The sequence below is a fragment of the Bradyrhizobium huanghuaihaiense genome (assembly GCF_007830635.1).
Lineage (GTDB): Bacteria > Pseudomonadota > Alphaproteobacteria > Rhizobiales > Xanthobacteraceae > Bradyrhizobium > Bradyrhizobium huanghuaihaiense.
This window is the reverse complement of record NZ_VLLA01000030.1, coordinates 40,759-55,427: the sequence shown is the minus strand read 5'-3', so window position 1 is coordinate 55,427 and position 14,669 is coordinate 40,759. Positions and strand designations below refer to the sequence as shown.

At 66.0% G+C, this 14,669-nt stretch carries 14 protein-coding genes; 9 read left to right on the top strand and 5 right to left on the bottom strand.

Features of this window, described 5'->3' with window-relative positions; genetic code table 11:
* Positions 1-227 precede the first annotated feature (227 nt).
* Positions 228-1,721 (bottom strand): FAD-dependent oxidoreductase, encoded by a 1,494-nt coding sequence (locus IQ16_RS37835; RefSeq protein WP_018645326.1) that lies wholly within the window; start codon positions 1,719-1,721, stop codon positions 228-230.
* Positions 1,722-1,771: 50 nt separating this feature from the next.
* On the opposite strand from IQ16_RS37835, the gene IQ16_RS37830 reads away from it, so the two are divergent.
* Entirely contained in the window at positions 1,772-2,251 is a 480-nt protein-coding gene (locus tag IQ16_RS37830; protein ID WP_035667200.1) for a MarR family winged helix-turn-helix transcriptional regulator, read from the top strand.
* A 55-nt stretch (positions 2,252-2,306) separates the two neighbouring features.
* Here IQ16_RS37830 and IQ16_RS37825 read toward each other — a convergent pair whose 3' ends face one another.
* Positions 2,307-2,672, bottom strand: coding sequence for a nuclear transport factor 2 family protein (locus IQ16_RS37825; RefSeq protein WP_018645324.1), 366 nt, complete (start codon positions 2,670-2,672; stop codon positions 2,307-2,309).
* A 340-nt stretch (positions 2,673-3,012) separates the two neighbouring features.
* Here IQ16_RS37825 and IQ16_RS37820 point away from each other — a divergent pair, with 340 nt between their 5' ends.
* Genes IQ16_RS37820 through hemC form a run of 3 tightly spaced genes read left to right on the top strand, consistent with a single transcriptional unit; the run spans position 3,013 to position 6,286 of the window.
* On the top strand, positions 3,013-3,603 hold the full coding sequence (locus IQ16_RS37820; RefSeq protein ID WP_018645323.1) for a TetR/AcrR family transcriptional regulator: 591 nt from the start codon (positions 3,013-3,015) through the stop codon (positions 3,601-3,603).
* Positions 3,604-3,655: 52 nt separating this feature from the next.
* Positions 3,656-5,281: a GMC family oxidoreductase gene (locus tag IQ16_RS37815; protein WP_018645322.1), complete on the top strand. Its 1,626-nt coding sequence runs from the start codon at positions 3,656-3,658 to the stop codon at positions 5,279-5,281.
* A 24-nt stretch (positions 5,282-5,305) separates the two neighbouring features.
* Positions 5,306-6,286, top strand: a complete 981-nt coding sequence (gene hemC, locus IQ16_RS37810; RefSeq protein ID WP_018645321.1) for a hydroxymethylbilane synthase — start codon at positions 5,306-5,308, stop codon at positions 6,284-6,286.
* 371 nt (positions 6,287-6,657) lie between these two features.
* On the opposite strand, the gene hemE is transcribed toward hemC, so the two are convergent.
* A complete protein-coding gene (gene hemE, locus IQ16_RS37805) occupies positions 6,658-7,692 on the bottom strand; it encodes a uroporphyrinogen decarboxylase (protein WP_018645320.1) in 1,035 nt (344 codons plus the stop codon).
* Positions 7,693-7,798: 106 nt separating this feature from the next.
* Between hemE and IQ16_RS37800 the strand changes: the two genes are divergently transcribed.
* Together IQ16_RS37800 and IQ16_RS37795 are read left to right on the top strand one after the other, a co-directional pair.
* Positions 7,799-8,014 carry a hypothetical protein gene (locus tag IQ16_RS37800; RefSeq protein WP_018645319.1) on the top strand — a complete coding sequence of 72 codons (216 nt, stop codon included), beginning with the start codon at positions 7,799-7,801 and terminating at the stop codon, positions 8,012-8,014.
* Positions 8,015-8,187: 173 nt separating this feature from the next.
* On the top strand, positions 8,188-10,089 hold the full coding sequence (locus IQ16_RS37795) for a sensor domain-containing diguanylate cyclase (protein WP_018645318.1): 1,902 nt from the start codon (positions 8,188-8,190) through the stop codon (positions 10,087-10,089).
* A gap of 6 nt (positions 10,090-10,095) precedes the next feature.
* Here the strand turns inward: IQ16_RS37795 and IQ16_RS37790 are convergent, their stop codons facing one another.
* Together IQ16_RS37790 and trhO are read right to left on the bottom strand one after the other, a co-directional pair.
* Positions 10,096-10,314, bottom strand: a complete 219-nt coding sequence (locus IQ16_RS37790) for a SlyX family protein (RefSeq protein WP_018645317.1) — start codon at positions 10,312-10,314, stop codon at positions 10,096-10,098.
* On the bottom strand, positions 10,304-11,056 hold the full coding sequence (gene trhO, locus IQ16_RS37785; RefSeq protein WP_018645316.1) for an oxygen-dependent tRNA uridine(34) hydroxylase TrhO: 753 nt from the start codon (positions 11,054-11,056) through the stop codon (positions 10,304-10,306). The genes IQ16_RS37790 and trhO overlap by 11 nt, the downstream gene beginning before the upstream one ends.
* Positions 11,057-11,275: 219 nt before the next feature.
* On the opposite strand from trhO, the gene ggt reads away from it, so the two are divergent.
* The 3 genes from ggt to IQ16_RS37770 all read left to right on the top strand — a co-directional run bounded on the left by ggt (position 11,276) and on the right by IQ16_RS37770 (position 14,667).
* Positions 11,276-12,862, top strand: a complete 1,587-nt coding sequence (ggt, locus tag IQ16_RS37780) for a gamma-glutamyltransferase (RefSeq protein WP_018645315.1) — start codon at positions 11,276-11,278, stop codon at positions 12,860-12,862.
* Positions 12,863-13,082: 220 nt separating this feature from the next.
* Positions 13,083-13,646 (top strand): (2Fe-2S)-binding protein, encoded by a 564-nt coding sequence (locus IQ16_RS37775; RefSeq protein WP_018645314.1) that lies wholly within the window; start codon positions 13,083-13,085, stop codon positions 13,644-13,646.
* 4 nt (positions 13,647-13,650) lie between these two features.
* Positions 13,651-14,667 (top strand): FAD binding domain-containing protein, encoded by a 1,017-nt coding sequence (locus IQ16_RS37770; RefSeq protein WP_026312367.1) that lies wholly within the window; start codon positions 13,651-13,653, stop codon positions 14,665-14,667.
* Positions 14,668-14,669 lie beyond the last annotated feature (2 nt).

The following is a 14,669-nucleotide window of genomic DNA, read 5'->3' as shown; positions in this document are numbered from 1 at the left end:
TTGACGAACTATGAATTATCCACGCTGGCGGCTGGTGTTGCGATCACTTCTAGGTGCCGAAAGATTTGTATCGATAACAAATCGATACAATTGCGGCGCGTCGCGTTACGGTTGTAACGGAGGGAACATGTTCGCCACGAGTTCCGCTGTCGAGCCGGGCGATGACACCGGTGTCAGGAAGGGGCGTTCAGCGCCCCGATTGCTTCGGATCGCAACAGAGCGATTCTTCAGACCACGCCTTGTTCGTCCAGGAATCGCATGAGCGCATCGGTTTGCTGCGAGCCGACGAAGGCGCCGATGTAGCCGTCGGGACGTATCAAGACCCAGTCCCCGGGCGAGACGGCGTAGGCGCTGCGGAAGTGCTGGCCTTCGTCGACGAGTTCGCCATCCGGGCCGATGCAGTGGACGTGTAGCCCGTTGCGCGCCGGCACGGCGTCGCGTTTCGCCTGATAGCCAAGCAGCGTCCAATGAGGTCCCTTGAGCAGCTCGAACAGCCGCATCGGCTGTCCGGCGGCGCCACGCAGCGGCGCATCCGGTGCACGATCTCCCGCGAGCAGCCCAGACTCGCGCTCCGGCTGCTCCAGCGCGAGCGGCGAGCCGGGATAGCCGATGTCGAGCTGCTGCACCTCGCGGCCGCGCCTCATCTCGCCACGCTTGGCGGCATCCAGCAATTTTGTGGCAAGGCCGAGCATGCCGGCGGCAACCGGGCGGCGCTCGCTTTGATAGCTGTCGAGCAGAGCTGCGGGGGCCCCACCGATCACGGCGGCGAGCTTCCAGCCGAGATTGTAGGCATCCTGCACGCTGGTATTGAGACCTTGCCCACCGGTCGGGGGATGAATGTGAGCGGCATCGCCGATCAGGAATGCGCGGCCGTCCCGGTAACGATCGGCAAGACGCGCGTTCATCTGATAGGCCGACGCCCAATGCACGGCACGAACGCGAATATCGCTACGCTCGGTGCGCTCGGCAATCATGGCCGAGAGCCCTTCGGCCGACAGATCGACCTCGCCTTCGAGCGGGACCGGCGCCTGCAACTGAAACAGCTCCGTGCCGGCCAGCGGACACAGCGCCATCTGCCGATCCATCGCACCGTCGTGGAAGCGATGCCACGCGCCACGGTCCAGCCCCGTCAGCACAACGTCGGCGACGATGGCGCGCACGCCGAGCGTCTTGCCCGGGAAGCCGATAGCGAGCGCGTGACGCACGAAGCTGCGGCCGCCGTCGGCGCCGACGAGGTAGCGCACGCGGATGGTTTCCTCGCCGCCCCTGCCTGACAGGTGCGCGGTCACACCGTCCTGGTCCTGCTCGAAGCCGGTCAGCTCGCGGCCAAACTCCACTTGCCGCCCAAGCTCGCGCAGGCGTTCGCGCATCACCCCCTCGGTCAGGAATTGCGGGATCATCAGCGCCATGTGGTAGGGCTCGGCCGGTGTCGGGGCGATGTGCTCCGCGACCTCGGATTCGATGAAGCTGCCGTCGTCGCGGTATTCGCGCTGGGGCGGGTAGGGGCCGCCGGCCGCGACGATGCGGTCGAGGATGCCGAGATCCTCGAAAATCTCCTGGGTGCGCGGCTGGATTCCCTTGCCGCGCGAGCCGTGGAACGGACCGTCGTTCTTCTCGATCAGCCGAAAGGAGACGCCCCGCCGGGCGAGCTCGATGGCGAGCGTCAGGCCGGCCGCGCCGGCGCCTGAGATCAGGACATCCGTCGTGAATTGCTTTGTCATGGGACCCTCGATATGTGTAATATGCACATATTAAACAGAGGGCAGCCGGAGTGTCAAGAAGGGTGCAAAATACACATATTAAAAAACAGGTGCGTTCGCTTCACGAGGCGTTGATCGACATCATCAGCGTCATGAACCGCCGTCAGGGCGACGAGATGATGATCCGCGAGGCCGGCATATCGCTCGATCGCGCCCTGTTTCCGCTGCTCGTCGGCATCGAGAGGCGCGGTCCGATCGGCGTCGTCGATCTCGCCGATCGGATGGGGCGGGACTACACCACGGTGAGCCGGCAGGTCGCGAAGCTGGAAAGCCTGGGGTTGGTGAAGCGCCATGCCAGCGAAGCTGATCGCCGCGTCAGCGAAGCGACCATCACGCCGAGCGGCAAGGCCATGACGGACGCAGTGGACCGGGCGCGCGAGCGCATCGTCGGCGGGATGTTCGCGAGCTGGGACGATCAGGATGTCGAGGATCTCGTGCGCTTGATGCGCAAGCTCGCGGACGCGATGATCGCGCCGGGTGACCCAAGCTGAAATCACGAAGACGCTGGCTGATGAGCAAGACCAATCGCGTGCTGTTGCGTGTAACTCAGCGCCCCAGCTGCTTTGGGTCGTAATAGAACCGCTCTTCGATCAGCTGATCCCCGCGCCAGGTCTGCCATGCGATCTCGTCCAGCGTCCGCGTGACACCTTCAGCATTGGTGAAGCCGAAACTCCAGCGCGTCGCGACATGGTCGCCCTCGATCATGCTTGGCCCGATGCGGACCGCCTTGACCTCCTTGGAGGCCGCCAGCACGCCGCGCTCCTTGGCAACGAGCTTGTCGCGGCCGACCGTAGGTGCAGCGTTGTTCTCATAGGTGGCGGCATCCGGCGTGTAGAATTGTTCTATCGCGCCGACGAAGTCCCCATCCTCCAGCCGCTTCGCAAAAGCTTCGACGATGTCACGGCTCGGCATGGAGCACCTCACGAGTAAAACCGACTGATAGTCGGTAAATACCGACCGGTAGTCGAAAAGTCAACTGGCCGCTCGCGGCAAATTCGATTAGAGCTTCACCTGATCAAATTGAGGTGCGTCCGCGAAGAAGGTCGGCCCCCTCTCCCGCTTGCGGGGGAGGGCTGGGGTGGGGGTGTCTCCGCAATGAAGACCCCCAAGAGGAGAGAGCCCTCACCCGGCGCTTCGCCATAGCCGAGGCGGCGCCTCGGCGTTCCTAAGCGGACGGCCGCCGAAGGCGGCCTGTGCCTCTCCCGCAAGCGGGAGAGGTTGAGCAAGCACCCGCGGCTCCAGACGAGGACTGATGGCGAAACAGGCGGAGCGGCGGGCGGCGACATCGGAGGCGATCCTGACGGCGGCGCGCCGGCTGTTCGGGACGCGGGGCTTTGCCGCGACCACCATGGACGAGATCGCCGAAGGCGCCTTCGTCGCCAAGGGCGCGGTCTATCACCACTTCAAGACCAAGGAGGCGGTGTTCGAAGCCGTGTTCGACCAGGTCTCGCGCGACCTCGTTGCCGAGATCGACCGCACCGCGCGGGCCGAGAAGGACGTGCTCGCCGCCATGGTCGCCGGCATCCAGCATTATTTCGCCGCGACCGCCAAGGGGCCGACCGGCCAGATCATCCTGCGCGATGGCCCCGCCGTGCTCGGCTGGGAGCGCTGGCGCGAGATCGACGCGCGGCATTTTGGCGGCAAGATGCCGCGTGCGCTCTCGGCAGCGATGGAGGCCGGCCTGATCGCGCGGCAGCCGGTCGAGCCGCTGGCGCGGCTGTTGCTCGGTGCCGTGACCGAGGCCGCGGTCGCCTGCGCCGGCCGCGCCGACATCGCAAGGGCGGGCGCGGAATATGCCCGTGCGTTCAAGTCGCTGGTCGAGGCGCTGCGCGTGCGCGCATGATTGTGCTACTGACGAAGCGGAAACGCCCACACAACAAGAAGAACAGTAGCGCATGAACGCAAATTCCTCTCTCGCCCCCACCGATCCTGAATTCGACTACATCATCGTCGGCGCCGGTTCCGCCGGCTGCGTGCTTGCCAACCGCCTGTCTGCGAACGGCAAGCACAGCGTGCTCCTGCTCGAGGCCGGCCCGAAGGATTCCAACATCTGGATCCACGTGCCGCTCGGCTACGGAAAACTGTTCAAGGAGAAGTCCGTCAACTGGATGTACCAGACCGAGCCGGAGCCCGAGCTGAAGGGCCGCCAGGTGTTCCAGCCGCGCGGCAAGACGCTGGGCGGCTCGAGTTCGATCAACGGCCTGCTCTATGTCCGCGGCCAGCACGAGGACTACGACCGCTGGCGCCAGCTCGGCAACACCGGCTGGGGTTACGACGACGTGCTGCCTTACTTCAAGAAGGCCGAAAACCAGTCGCGCGGTGCGGATCAGTATCACGGCACGGGTGGGCCGCTGCCGGTCTCCAACATGATCGTGACCGATCCGCTGTCGAAAGCGTTCATCGACGCCGCGGTCGAGACCGGTCTGCCCTACAATCCCGATTTCAACGGCGCGACGCAGGAAGGCGTCGGCCTGTTCCAGACCACGACGCGCAACGGCCGCCGCGCCTCGACGTCGGTCGCCTATCTCGGCCCCGCGCGGACGCGCAGCAATCTCAAGGTCGAGACTGAGGCGCTCGGTCAGCGCGTGCTGTTCGAGGGTCGTCGCGCCGTCGGCATCGAGTACAGGCAAGGCGCAACCGTGCGCCGCGCGCGGGCACGGAAGGAGGTCGTGCTGTCGAGCGGCGCCTACAACTCGCCGCAGCTCTTGCAGCTCTCCGGTGTCGGTCCCGGCGATCTCCTGCGCAAGCACGGCATCGATGTGGTGCTGGACGCGCCGGGCGTCGGCCACGATCTCCAGGACCATATGCAGGTCCGCATCGTGATGCGCTGTTCGCAGAAGATCACGCTGAACGACACCGTCAACAATCCCCTCCGCCGCACCATGGCCGGCGCACGCTATGCGCTGTTCCGCAAGGGCTGGCTGACGATTGCGGCCGGCACGGCGGGCGCATTCTTCAAGACCAGCCCGCGGCTCGCTTCGCCCGACATCCAGGTCCACTTCCTGCCGTTCTCGACCGACAAGATGGGTGAGAAGCTGCATGATTTTTCCGGCTTCACCGCCTCGATCTGCCAGCTCCGTCCCGAGAGCCGCGGCTCCCTGCGCATCAAGAGCGCCGACCCGAGCGTGCCGCCGGAGATCCGCATCAACTACATGTCGACCGAGACCGACCGCACCACCAACGTCGAGGGCATCAAGATCCTGCGCAAGATCCTGAACGCACCGGCGCTGAAGCCGTTCGTGGTCAGCGAGTATGATCCCGGGGCGAAGGTATCCACGGATGCCGAGATCCTGGATTATTGCCGCGAGCGCGGCAGCACCATCTACCATCCGACCTCGACCTGTCGTATGGGCAACGACGCGCTCGCGGTGGTGGACCAGCGACTGAAGGTGAGGGGGCTCGACGGTCTCCGCGTCGTCGACGGCTCGGTCATGCCGGACCTCGTCTCGGGGAACACCAACGCGCCGATCATCATGATCGCCGAAAGGGCCTCCGACATGATATTGGAGGATGCGCGTTAATTTGCGGCTCGAAAGGACAACGGCTTGGCTACGCGACTGAAGATCGGCACCCGCAAGAGCGCGATGGCGCTGGCACAGACGGAAGAGATCGCGCGCCGCCTGACTGCCGCCGTGCCCGGTCTCGATGTCGAGATCGTCAAGTTCGACACCACGGGCGATCTCGACCAGACCAGCAAGCTCTTGCCGCATGGCGGCAAGGGCGGGGCCTTCGTGGCACAGATCCGCGCCGCCGTGTTGTCGGGCGAATTGCAGGCGGCGATGCATTCGCTGAAGGACATGCCGGGCAACGAGGACACGCCCGGCCTCGTCATCGGCGCCACGCTGTCGCGCGATCCGCCAAGCGATGCGCTGGTGCTGCGCGACGGCGTGACGCTTGAGGCGCTGCGCCAGTCCCGCGGCAAAGGTTTCAAGATTGGCACCAACGCGGTGCGCCGGGCCGCCTATGCGCGGCGGTTATTCCCCGATGTCGAAGTGATCCACTTCCGCGGGGCGGCCGACACCCGCGTACGCAAGCTTGATAATGGCGAGAAGCAGCGCTTGCCCGATGGCGGCGCGGTGGGGCCGGCGGATGCGCTGATCATGGCGCGCTCGGGTCTCGATCGCGTTGGACTCGCCAGCCGCATCGCCTACGAGTTTACGCCGGCGGAGATGCTGCCGGCGGCAGGGCAGGGCATCGTCGCCGTCGAATGCGCCGCGCAGGACTGGCAGACGCGAAAAATCCTGTCGTCGATCGACGATCCCGCCGCGCACGCCTCAGCCGATGCCGAGCGCGAGGTGCTGTGGGTGCTCAACGGTCACTGCAATTCGCCGGTGGCGGGTTTTTCGACCATCGCGGGCGATCAGATGTCGCTCACCGCGTCCGTGCTCGACCTCTCCGGCAACACCATCATCGAAGCCTCGCGCACGGGGCCGGCCAACCGCCCGCGCGAGCTCGGCCGCGCGGTGGGTCTCGATCTGCTGGCGAAGGGCGCGGCGGAGATCATCGAGCGCAGCCGGCCGCGCTGAGCCGCTGGTCTACATCTCCAGCGTCATTGCGAGCGCAGCGAAGCAATCCAGACTGTCACCCGTGGAAAGATTCTGGATTGCTTCGCGGAGCCTGTCATCGGGCCGCGCTTCGCGCGGACCCGTTGGCTCGCAATGACGGGTTTGGTGAGGAGCCGTCGTCTAACCCGCTTCGGCAAAGCCGGTTGGCACGCTGGTCTTTCTCAAAACGGGCCAGCGGCGGGATCATGCCATCCTGCTCCTGTTTTGCCCGACGGGTCAAACCTCGTCGCTGCCGGACCTGAAGCTGCGCCGTGCGAAATTCTTCAATGATTTGTACTGTGCATGGGGTTGTTTTCGCACTTTTTTGTTCCGCCGCTTGAGAGGCGGAAAAATCAGCCCCGCACCCGCCTGATCATCTGCTCGACATGGGCGATCGGCGTCTCCGGCTGGATGCCGTGGCCGAGATTGAAGATCAGCCGCCCCTCGGCGAAATTGGCGAGCACGTTGTCCACCGCGCGGTCGAGCGCGGCGCCGCCGGTGATCAGCACCAAGGGATCGAGATTGCCCTGCACGGCGACCTTGCTTTGCACGCGCTCGCGGATGAAGGCCGGCTCCGCGGTCCAGTCGATGCTGACGCCGTTGACCCCGGTTGCCTCGACGTAGCCGGGCAGTTGCGCAGCAGCCCCCCGGGGGAAGCCGATGATCTTCGCATCCGGCGCCTTCGCCCGCACGCCCTCCACGATGCGCCGCGTCGGCTCGGTTGACCATCGCACGAATTCGGCCGGCGGCAGCACACCGGCCCAGGTGTCGAAGATCTGCAAGGCATCGGCGCCGGCGGCGAGCTGCGCCAGCAGATACTCGATCGAGCTGTCGACCAGCACGTCGATGATCTTCGAGAAAGCTTCCGGATGCCGGTAGGCCATCATCCGGGCCGGCGCCTGGTCGGGCGTGCCGTGGCCCGCGACCATGTAGGTCGCCACCGTCCACGGCGCACCGCAGAAGCCGATCAGCGCGGTCCTGGGATCGAGCGCGCTGCGCACGATCTTCAGTGCCTCGAATACCGGCGCGAGCTTGCTGAAGTCCGCCTGCGAGGCGAGCGTTGCGACCTTCGCCGGATCGTCCAGCGGCTCAAGCCGCGGGCCTTCGCCGACCTCGAAGCGCACCGAGCGGCCGAGCGCGTAGGGGATCACGAGAATGTCGGAGAAGATGATCGCCGCGTCGAAGCCGAACCTGCGGATCGGCTGCAGCGTCACCTCGGCCGCCAGCTCCGGGTTGAAGCAGAGATCGAGGAAGCCGCCGGCCTTGGCGCGCACCTCGCGATATTCCGGCAGGTAGCGGCCGGCCTGTCGCATCATCCACATGGGCGGGACGGGCTGGCGCTGGCCGGAGAGCACGTCGATGAAGAGCTTTTTTGCAGGCTGGGGCACGAATGGTCCTGAACGAGGTTATGGCTCCTGATACACCGCCCCGGCGCTCAGCGGAACAGGGGAACCAGCGCAATCGGGTCGCGTTGACCAGCCAAAGGAGGAGATCATGGCTGAGAGATTCAATCCCGCCCCGCACGACAAGCACGCCGACGATCTGCGTGAGGCGCTCGCCGCCGATGGTCACGCCAAGCTCGATACCGGACTGGAGGACAGCTTCCCGGCGTCCGATCCCGTCAGCGCCACGCAGCCGATGCCGTCGAAGGCCGATGCGGAGGCAGATGCCCCTTCGCTCTGGGACAAGGTTAAGGCGATCTTCAGCTAGCGGCGTGGCACGCCGGATTCCGATCGGCCTGCTAAGGTCTTGTTAGCAATGCGCTGATCCCGGCGTCCGTAAGACTACTGGAAGCGGGGAGATAGCCGCGTATTCCGGTAGTGATTTCAGAGTTCACTAAGAGAAGCCGCAGAGTTTCCGAAACGATCGGAGAACTCTGCCGCATGAGCGCTACCCAACGAGCCGGATGGAGCCGCCTGCCGCTGCGTGCGGCGGCGTTCGTCGTGCTGACCTGCGCGACCATCCTCGGCGTCAGCGCCTGGCGTGAATGGGCCGCGCGCGATGCTGTGCTCAAGGGCGCCGAGACCGAGATGGCGAACGTTGCGCGCTCGCTGACCCAGCATGCCGAGGACAGCCTCGACCTGCTCGATTCGGGCGTCGTCGGCGTCGTCAGCCGGCTGGAGATGGACGGCACCGACCCCGCCACGATCGCCAAGCTCAGATACCTCATGGAGGTGCGCAAGAAGGCGACGGAGCGCGTGCACAGCTTCGCCATCATCGACGACCAGGGCAACTGGCTGACCTCGCCCGGCACGATCGGCTCGACGCTCAGCGACGACGCGTTCTTCCGCCATCACCAGCTCTCCCCGAAACGAGAGGCCCATCTCGGCCGTCCCGTGAAGAGCCTGCTCGATGGCGAATGGGTCGTCACCCTGTCGCGCCGCTTCAACAAGGCGGACGGCAGCTTTGGCGGCGTGGTGCTCGCGACCATCAGCTCCGGATATCTGTCGCGTTTCTACGAGCAGTTCGAGATCGGCCGCAACAGCTCCGTGGCGCTGACACATGGCGACGGCCTGATCGTCGCACGCTACCCGAGCAACGAGAAATTCGTCGGACGCAGCGTCGCCGACAAGCCGCTGTTTCGCGACCCGAGCCTGCAACGTCCGAGCGGCGCCTATCACTTCAAGTCGCCGCTGGACGGCGCCGAACGCGTCAGCTTCTTCAAGCGCTCTGGCCGCTATCCGTTCTTCCTGCTCGCCACCGTCGACAAGGACGCACTGCTGGCGCCCTGGCGCGCCGCCGCAGTTTCCCGCATGCTCTACGTGCTTGCGCTGGTCATGCTGATCGCGATCATCGGCGCGGTGCTGGTGCGGCAGTTGCAGCGCGGGCAGCGCATGGCGGCCGCCCTGGTCGAGAAGGAAGCCCATTTCCGCCTGCTCGCCGAAGGCTCCAGCGACATGGTGACCCGGATCGGGCTGGACGAGCGGCTGCGCTACGTCTCGCCGTCGTCGGTCCGCGTCGTCGGCTGGCGCGCCAATCAGCTGATCGGAACGGACGCGCTCGCCGGCATTCACGAGGAAGACCGGCCGCAGGTCCAGGCCCTCGTCGACGCCATGAAGCGCGGCGAGAAGGAGGAGGCGCGCGTCACCTACCGTAACTCGCACCGGCAGAAGGGCGAAGTCTGGCTCGAATCGACGATGCGGGTGACGCGCAAGGACAGCGGCCGTGTCGATGGCGTGGTCGCGATCTCGCGCGACATCACCGAGCAGAAGACGCTGGAAACCAGGCTCGAGACGCTCGCGACCGAAGACAGCCTCACCGGGCTTGCCAACCGTCGCCGCTTCGACGAGCGGCTGGAGGAAGAATGGGCGCGGGCCTATCGCGACCGGTCCAGCCTTGCTCTGCTGATGATCGACGTCGACCATTTCAAGGCCTACAACGACGAATACGGCCACCCCGCGGGCGACGCCTGCCTGCGTGTCGTGGCTCAAGTCATCGCGGCCGAGGTGCAGCGTCCCGGCGATCTCGCTGCGCGCTACGGCGGCGAGGAATTCGCCATGCTGCTGCCGAACACCGATGCCGTGGGCTGCGCGCGGATCGGCGAGCGGATCCGGAAGGCGATTCGCGGGGCGGGCCTCGTCCACACCAGCAATCATGCGTCAGGCTACGTCACCGCTTCGCTCGGCGGTGCGGCCTGCCGGCCGGCACTGGAGCGCACTGCCGGCGTCGGCACCCTTGTCGAGGCGGCCGATCAGGCGCTCTACGCCGCCAAGGAAGGCGGCCGTGACCGCCTGATGATGTCGGTCCAGGTCGCGAACCTGCTGCCCAAGGCGGTCGGCGAGTAAGATGGCTCAATAATGCGGTGGGCGTTCGTTGGCCGGTCCCGGCACATGGGCCTCGGCCTGCTGCAGTCGCTCGCCGAGCTCTGCGATCTTCCGGGTCAGCGCGTCGATCTGCTTCCACTGCGCGGTGATGGTCTCGTTCAGCGTCTCGATCGTGTCGTCCTGATAGGCGATGCGCATCTCCAGCGTGTCGATGCGCTCGCTCAGCGTCTTGATCTCATTCGTCACGTGCCGCGTCCTTGTCCCGTTCCCGCAAACCGTGGCCCAGCGCAACGCGCTCGTCGAACACGAAACATTCGCCGCGCCAGCGGCTCTGTGCCTCCGGCACCACTTCCAGATATTTCAGGATGCCGCCCTTGAGGTGATAGACCTCGGCAAAGCCGCGGGCGAGCAGGTGTGCGCTCGCCTTCTCGCAGCGGATGCCGCCGGTGCAGAACATCGCGATCCTGCGGTGTTTGGCCGGATCGAGTTTTTGCGCGGCAAAGTCCTTGAACTGGCCGAAGCTCTTGATGTCGGGATCGACCGCGCCCTCGAACGTGCCCATCGCTACCTCGAAGGCATTGCGGGTATCGAGCACCAGCGTGTCGGGTGCCGCGATCAGTGCGTTCCATTCGCGCGCATCGACATAGGTGCCGACCTGACGCGTCGGATCGGCGGCCGCATCGCCCAGCGTGACGATCTCCTTCTTCAGCCGCACCTTGAGCCGGCCGAACGGCATCGCCTCCGCGGTCGAGAACTTCAATTCGAGGCTGTTCAGCCGGCCGCCGAACAGGGCGCCGTGTGCGAGCTCGCGGGCGAACGTGTCGATCGCCTCGGCTGTGCCCGCGATGGTGCCGTTGATGCCCTCCTCGGCCAGCAGCACGCTGCCCTTCAGCACAAGGCCGGCGCAGAGCGCGCGCAGCGGCTCGCGCAGCTCGCGGTAATCGGGCAGGGCGGCGAATTGATAGAAGGCGCAGACCTTGGTGATCATGGCGGCTCGTTTAGCAGGCGGCCGCCGCCCAGAAAACCCGCATGGCCGAACGTTAATTCCCGTCTATACGCCCAGCGGATGGCTGCCATTTCCCTGGTATGCCAGCATTGCCCCGACCGGCCGGAATGTGTCATGTAGACCCGGTTTTTCCGATACGGCGCGGCGCGCGCATCCACGGCCAAGAAAGCCTCAAGAAAGCCTAACGAGAGCAAGAATTCGATGAGAAACTTCCATTTCCCCGGCAGGTCCACGGTCCACGCCACCAACGCGATGGTTGCGACCTCGCATCCGCTGGCCTCGCTGGCCGCGATCGAGGTGCTGCGCGAGGGCGGCACGGCGGTGGACGCGGCCGTGGCAGGCTCGGCCTTGCTCGGCGTGATCGAGCCGCAGTCGACCGGCATCGGCGGCGACTGCTTTGCGCTGATCCAGCCGCGCGGCGAAGGCAAGATCATCGCCTATAACGGCTCCGGCCGCGCCCCGAAGGCGGCGAGCGCCGACTGGTATCTCGAGCGCAAGATCAACTCCGTGCCGCTGACCTCGGCGCATGCGGTCTCGATCCCCGGCGTGATCGACGCCTTCGCGACCGTGCTGCGCGATCACGGCAAGTTCGGCTTCGACCGTTTGCTCCAGCCCGCGATCAAGGCGGCTGAGGAGGGCTATGTCGTCGCCCCGCGCATCGCCTTCGACTGGAAGAACCAGTTCGAGAAGCTGAAGAATGGCACCAACACGGTCCGCTACCTGCTGCCGGGCGGCAAGCCGCCAGTGGCCGGCGACGTCATCCGCCAGGCCGAGCTCGGCAAGACGCTGCGCGCGATCGCCAAGGACGGCCGCGACGCCTTCTACAAGGGCGCGATCGCGGAGGACATGGTCGAGACCCTGCGCGGCATCGGCGGCCTGCACACGCTCGACGATTTCGCCGCGCACACCACCGAAACGACGACGCCGATCGGCACCGCGTACAAGGGCTACGACGTCTGGCAGTGCCCGCCGAACGGCCCGGGCGTCACCGCGCTTCTGATGCTCAACATCCTGTCGCGCTTCGACCTGACCAAATATGCGCCCGTGAGCGTCGAGCGCTTCCATCTCGAGGCGGAAGCCGCGCGCATCGCCTACATGAACCGCGAGATGCACGTCGCCTCGCCCGAGCACATGAAGATCAACGTCGCCGAGATGCTCGAGAAGGGTTTTGCCGACGAGTACATCAGCAAGATCCGCATGGACGGCATGCTCGACCTGCCGAACGTCGCGCCGCCGATGAACCCCTCGACCATCTACATCACGGTGGTGGACAAGGACCGCAACGTCTGCTCGTTCATCAATTCGGTCGCGCACTCCTTCGGCTCGGCGATCGTCTCCAACAAGACCGGCGTGCTGTTCCAGAACCGCGCCGGCGGCTTCCGCATCCAGCCCGGCCATCCCAACTGCATCGAAGGCGGCAAGCGCCCGCTGCACACGATCATGCCGGGCCTGCTCACCAAGGGCGGCCGTTCCACGATGTCGTTCGCGGTGATGGGCGGCCAGTACCAGCCGACCGGCCAGACTCATCTGCTGACCAACATCCTCGACTACGGCTGCGACGTGCAGGAGGCGATCGACATGCCGCGCGGCCTGCACTACGAGGGCCAGTACCAGCTCGAGGACAGCGTTCCCGCCGACATCGTCGAGGGCCTGAAGAAGCTCGGCCACAAGACCACCAGCGTGGTCGGCCCGCTCGGCGGCGCCCAGGCGATCTGGATCGATTGGGACAAGGGCACCCTCACCGGCGGCTCGGACCCGCGCAAGGATGGCTGCGCGCTCGGCTACTGATCGCCGGCGCGGGACAAGTTCCTCGCAGAAGATCAGGAAAAGTTGACGGAGGGCGGCGTGGCATCTGCTGCGCCGCCCTTTCTCATTCGGAACGGGGCTCATCGCTCCCAGTTAAGGGCGGAGCGGCGCAGGTGTGCGCCGCTTGATCCGAAAGCGGCGGAGGCCGTTCATGCCCGACAACTCGAGTTCCAGACCATCCGGCTTCGACCGACGCGCGTTCATGGCCGGTGCTGCCGGCAGCGCGCTTGTTCCGATGACGGCACGCGCGGCTGCGCAGGACCCACGCGCACCGGCCGCGCAGGATCCGTCAGCCCCGGTCGACGTCACGCTGCATGTGAACGGCAAGGATCGGCGCCTGCGCATCGATGCGCGCACGACCGTGCTCGATGCACTTCGTGAGCATATGGGTCTCACCGGCAGCAAGAAAGGCTGCGATCACGGCCAGTGCGGCGCCTGCACGGTGCTGATCGGTGACCGCCGCGTGGTGTCGTGCCTGACGCTGGCGCTCGCAGCCGAAGGGCAGGAGATCACGACGATCGAAGGCCTCGCCACCGATGATCGCCTGCACCCGATGCAGCAGGCTTTCGTCGACAATGACGCGTTCCAATGCGGCTATTGCACGCCCGGCCAGATCATGTCGGCGATTGCCTGCGTGAAGGAGGGGCATGCGGGCTCCGAGGCCGATATCCGTGAATATATGAGCGGGAACATCTGCCGCTGTGCCGCCTATCCCAACATCGTCGCAGCCGTGAAGCAGGCTGCGCCCGAGATCTTGAAAGGCTAAGCGCATGCGACCCTTCCTGTATCAGAGGGCGACGGACCCTGACATGGCGGTGCAGGCGCTCGGCGCAGCTGCCGCGGCCAACAATCCGCTGACCCAGGCCACCGCGCAGCCGCTCGCCGGCGGCACCACGCTGATCGACCTGATGAAGCTCGACGTGATGCGGCCGACCGCGATCGTCGACATCAATCCGCTCGCACAGGGCTGGTCGGCGATCGAGCCTGATGGCGAGAACCTGCGGCTCGGCGCGCTCGCGAAGATGTCCGATGTCGCCGTGCATGACGAGATCCAGCGCAACTATCCGGTGATTGCCAATTCCCTGAAGCTCGCCGCCAGCGCCCAGCTGCGCAACATGGCAACGCTCGGCGGCAATGTGATGCAGCGAACGCGCTGCAGCTATTTCCGCGATGTCTCCTACGAGAACTGCAACAAGCGCAATCCGGGCTCGGGTTGCGCGGCGATGGACGGCGTCAACCGCATGCATGCGGTGCTCGGCGTCTCCGACCAGTGCATCGCGACCTATCCCGGCGATTTCGCCCAGGCCCTGATCGCGCTGGATGCGACGGTCGAGATCACGGGCAGGTCCGGCAGCCGCAGCATGCCCTTCGCAGAGCTGCATAAGATGCCGGGCAGTTCGCCAGACATCGAGACCACGCTGCAGCCGGGCGAGCTGATCTCGGCCTTTACGGTCTCCGGCCGCTGGCCGCGGTCGGTCTACCTCAAGGCGCGCGACCGGCAGTCCTACGAATTCGCCCTGTCGTCCGCTGCGATCGCGCTCGACGTGCAGGATGGCACGATCCGGGAGGCGCGTGTCGCGCTCGGCGGCGTTGCCACGGTCCCCTGGCGCGCCCGCGAGGCGGAGGCGCTGCTGAAGGGGCAGAGGTTCGATGACGGCCTGGCGCAGCGCGCGGCCGATGCCGCCTTTGCAGACGCGCGCGGCCGCCGGCACAACAGCTTCAAGATCGCGCTCGGCAAGCGCGTCGTGGCACGCGCGCTCCAGCAGGCCGTAACGATGGAGATTTGACC

Bases quoted from the DNA above. Each gene is read 5' to 3' on its own strand.
- trhO (WP_018645316.1), bottom strand. From the start codon at position 11,056: ATGATCACCAAGGTCTGCGCCTTCTATCAATTCGCCGCCCTGCCCGAT.
- IQ16_RS37795 (WP_018645318.1), top strand. From the start codon at position 8,188: ATGAGCGCTACCCAACGAGCCGGATGGAGCCGCCTGCCGCTGCGTGCG.
- IQ16_RS37770 (WP_026312367.1), top strand. From the start codon at position 13,651: ATGCGACCCTTCCTGTATCAGAGGGCGACGGACCCTGACATGGCGGTG.
- IQ16_RS37800 (WP_018645319.1), top strand. From the start codon at position 7,799: ATGGCTGAGAGATTCAATCCCGCCCCGCACGACAAGCACGCCGACGAT.
- ggt (WP_018645315.1), top strand. From the start codon at position 11,276: ATGAGAAACTTCCATTTCCCCGGCAGGTCCACGGTCCACGCCACCAAC.
- IQ16_RS37825 (WP_018645324.1), bottom strand. From the start codon at position 2,672: ATGCCGAGCCGTGACATCGTCGAAGCTTTTGCGAAGCGGCTGGAGGAT.
- IQ16_RS37835 (WP_018645326.1), bottom strand. From the start codon at position 1,721: ATGACAAAGCAATTCACGACGGATGTCCTGATCTCAGGCGCCGGCGCG.
- IQ16_RS37820 (WP_018645323.1), top strand. From the start codon at position 3,013: ATGGCGAAACAGGCGGAGCGGCGGGCGGCGACATCGGAGGCGATCCTG.
- IQ16_RS37775 (WP_018645314.1), top strand. From the start codon at position 13,083: ATGGCCGGTGCTGCCGGCAGCGCGCTTGTTCCGATGACGGCACGCGCG.
- IQ16_RS37815 (WP_018645322.1), top strand. From the start codon at position 3,656: ATGAACGCAAATTCCTCTCTCGCCCCCACCGATCCTGAATTCGACTAC.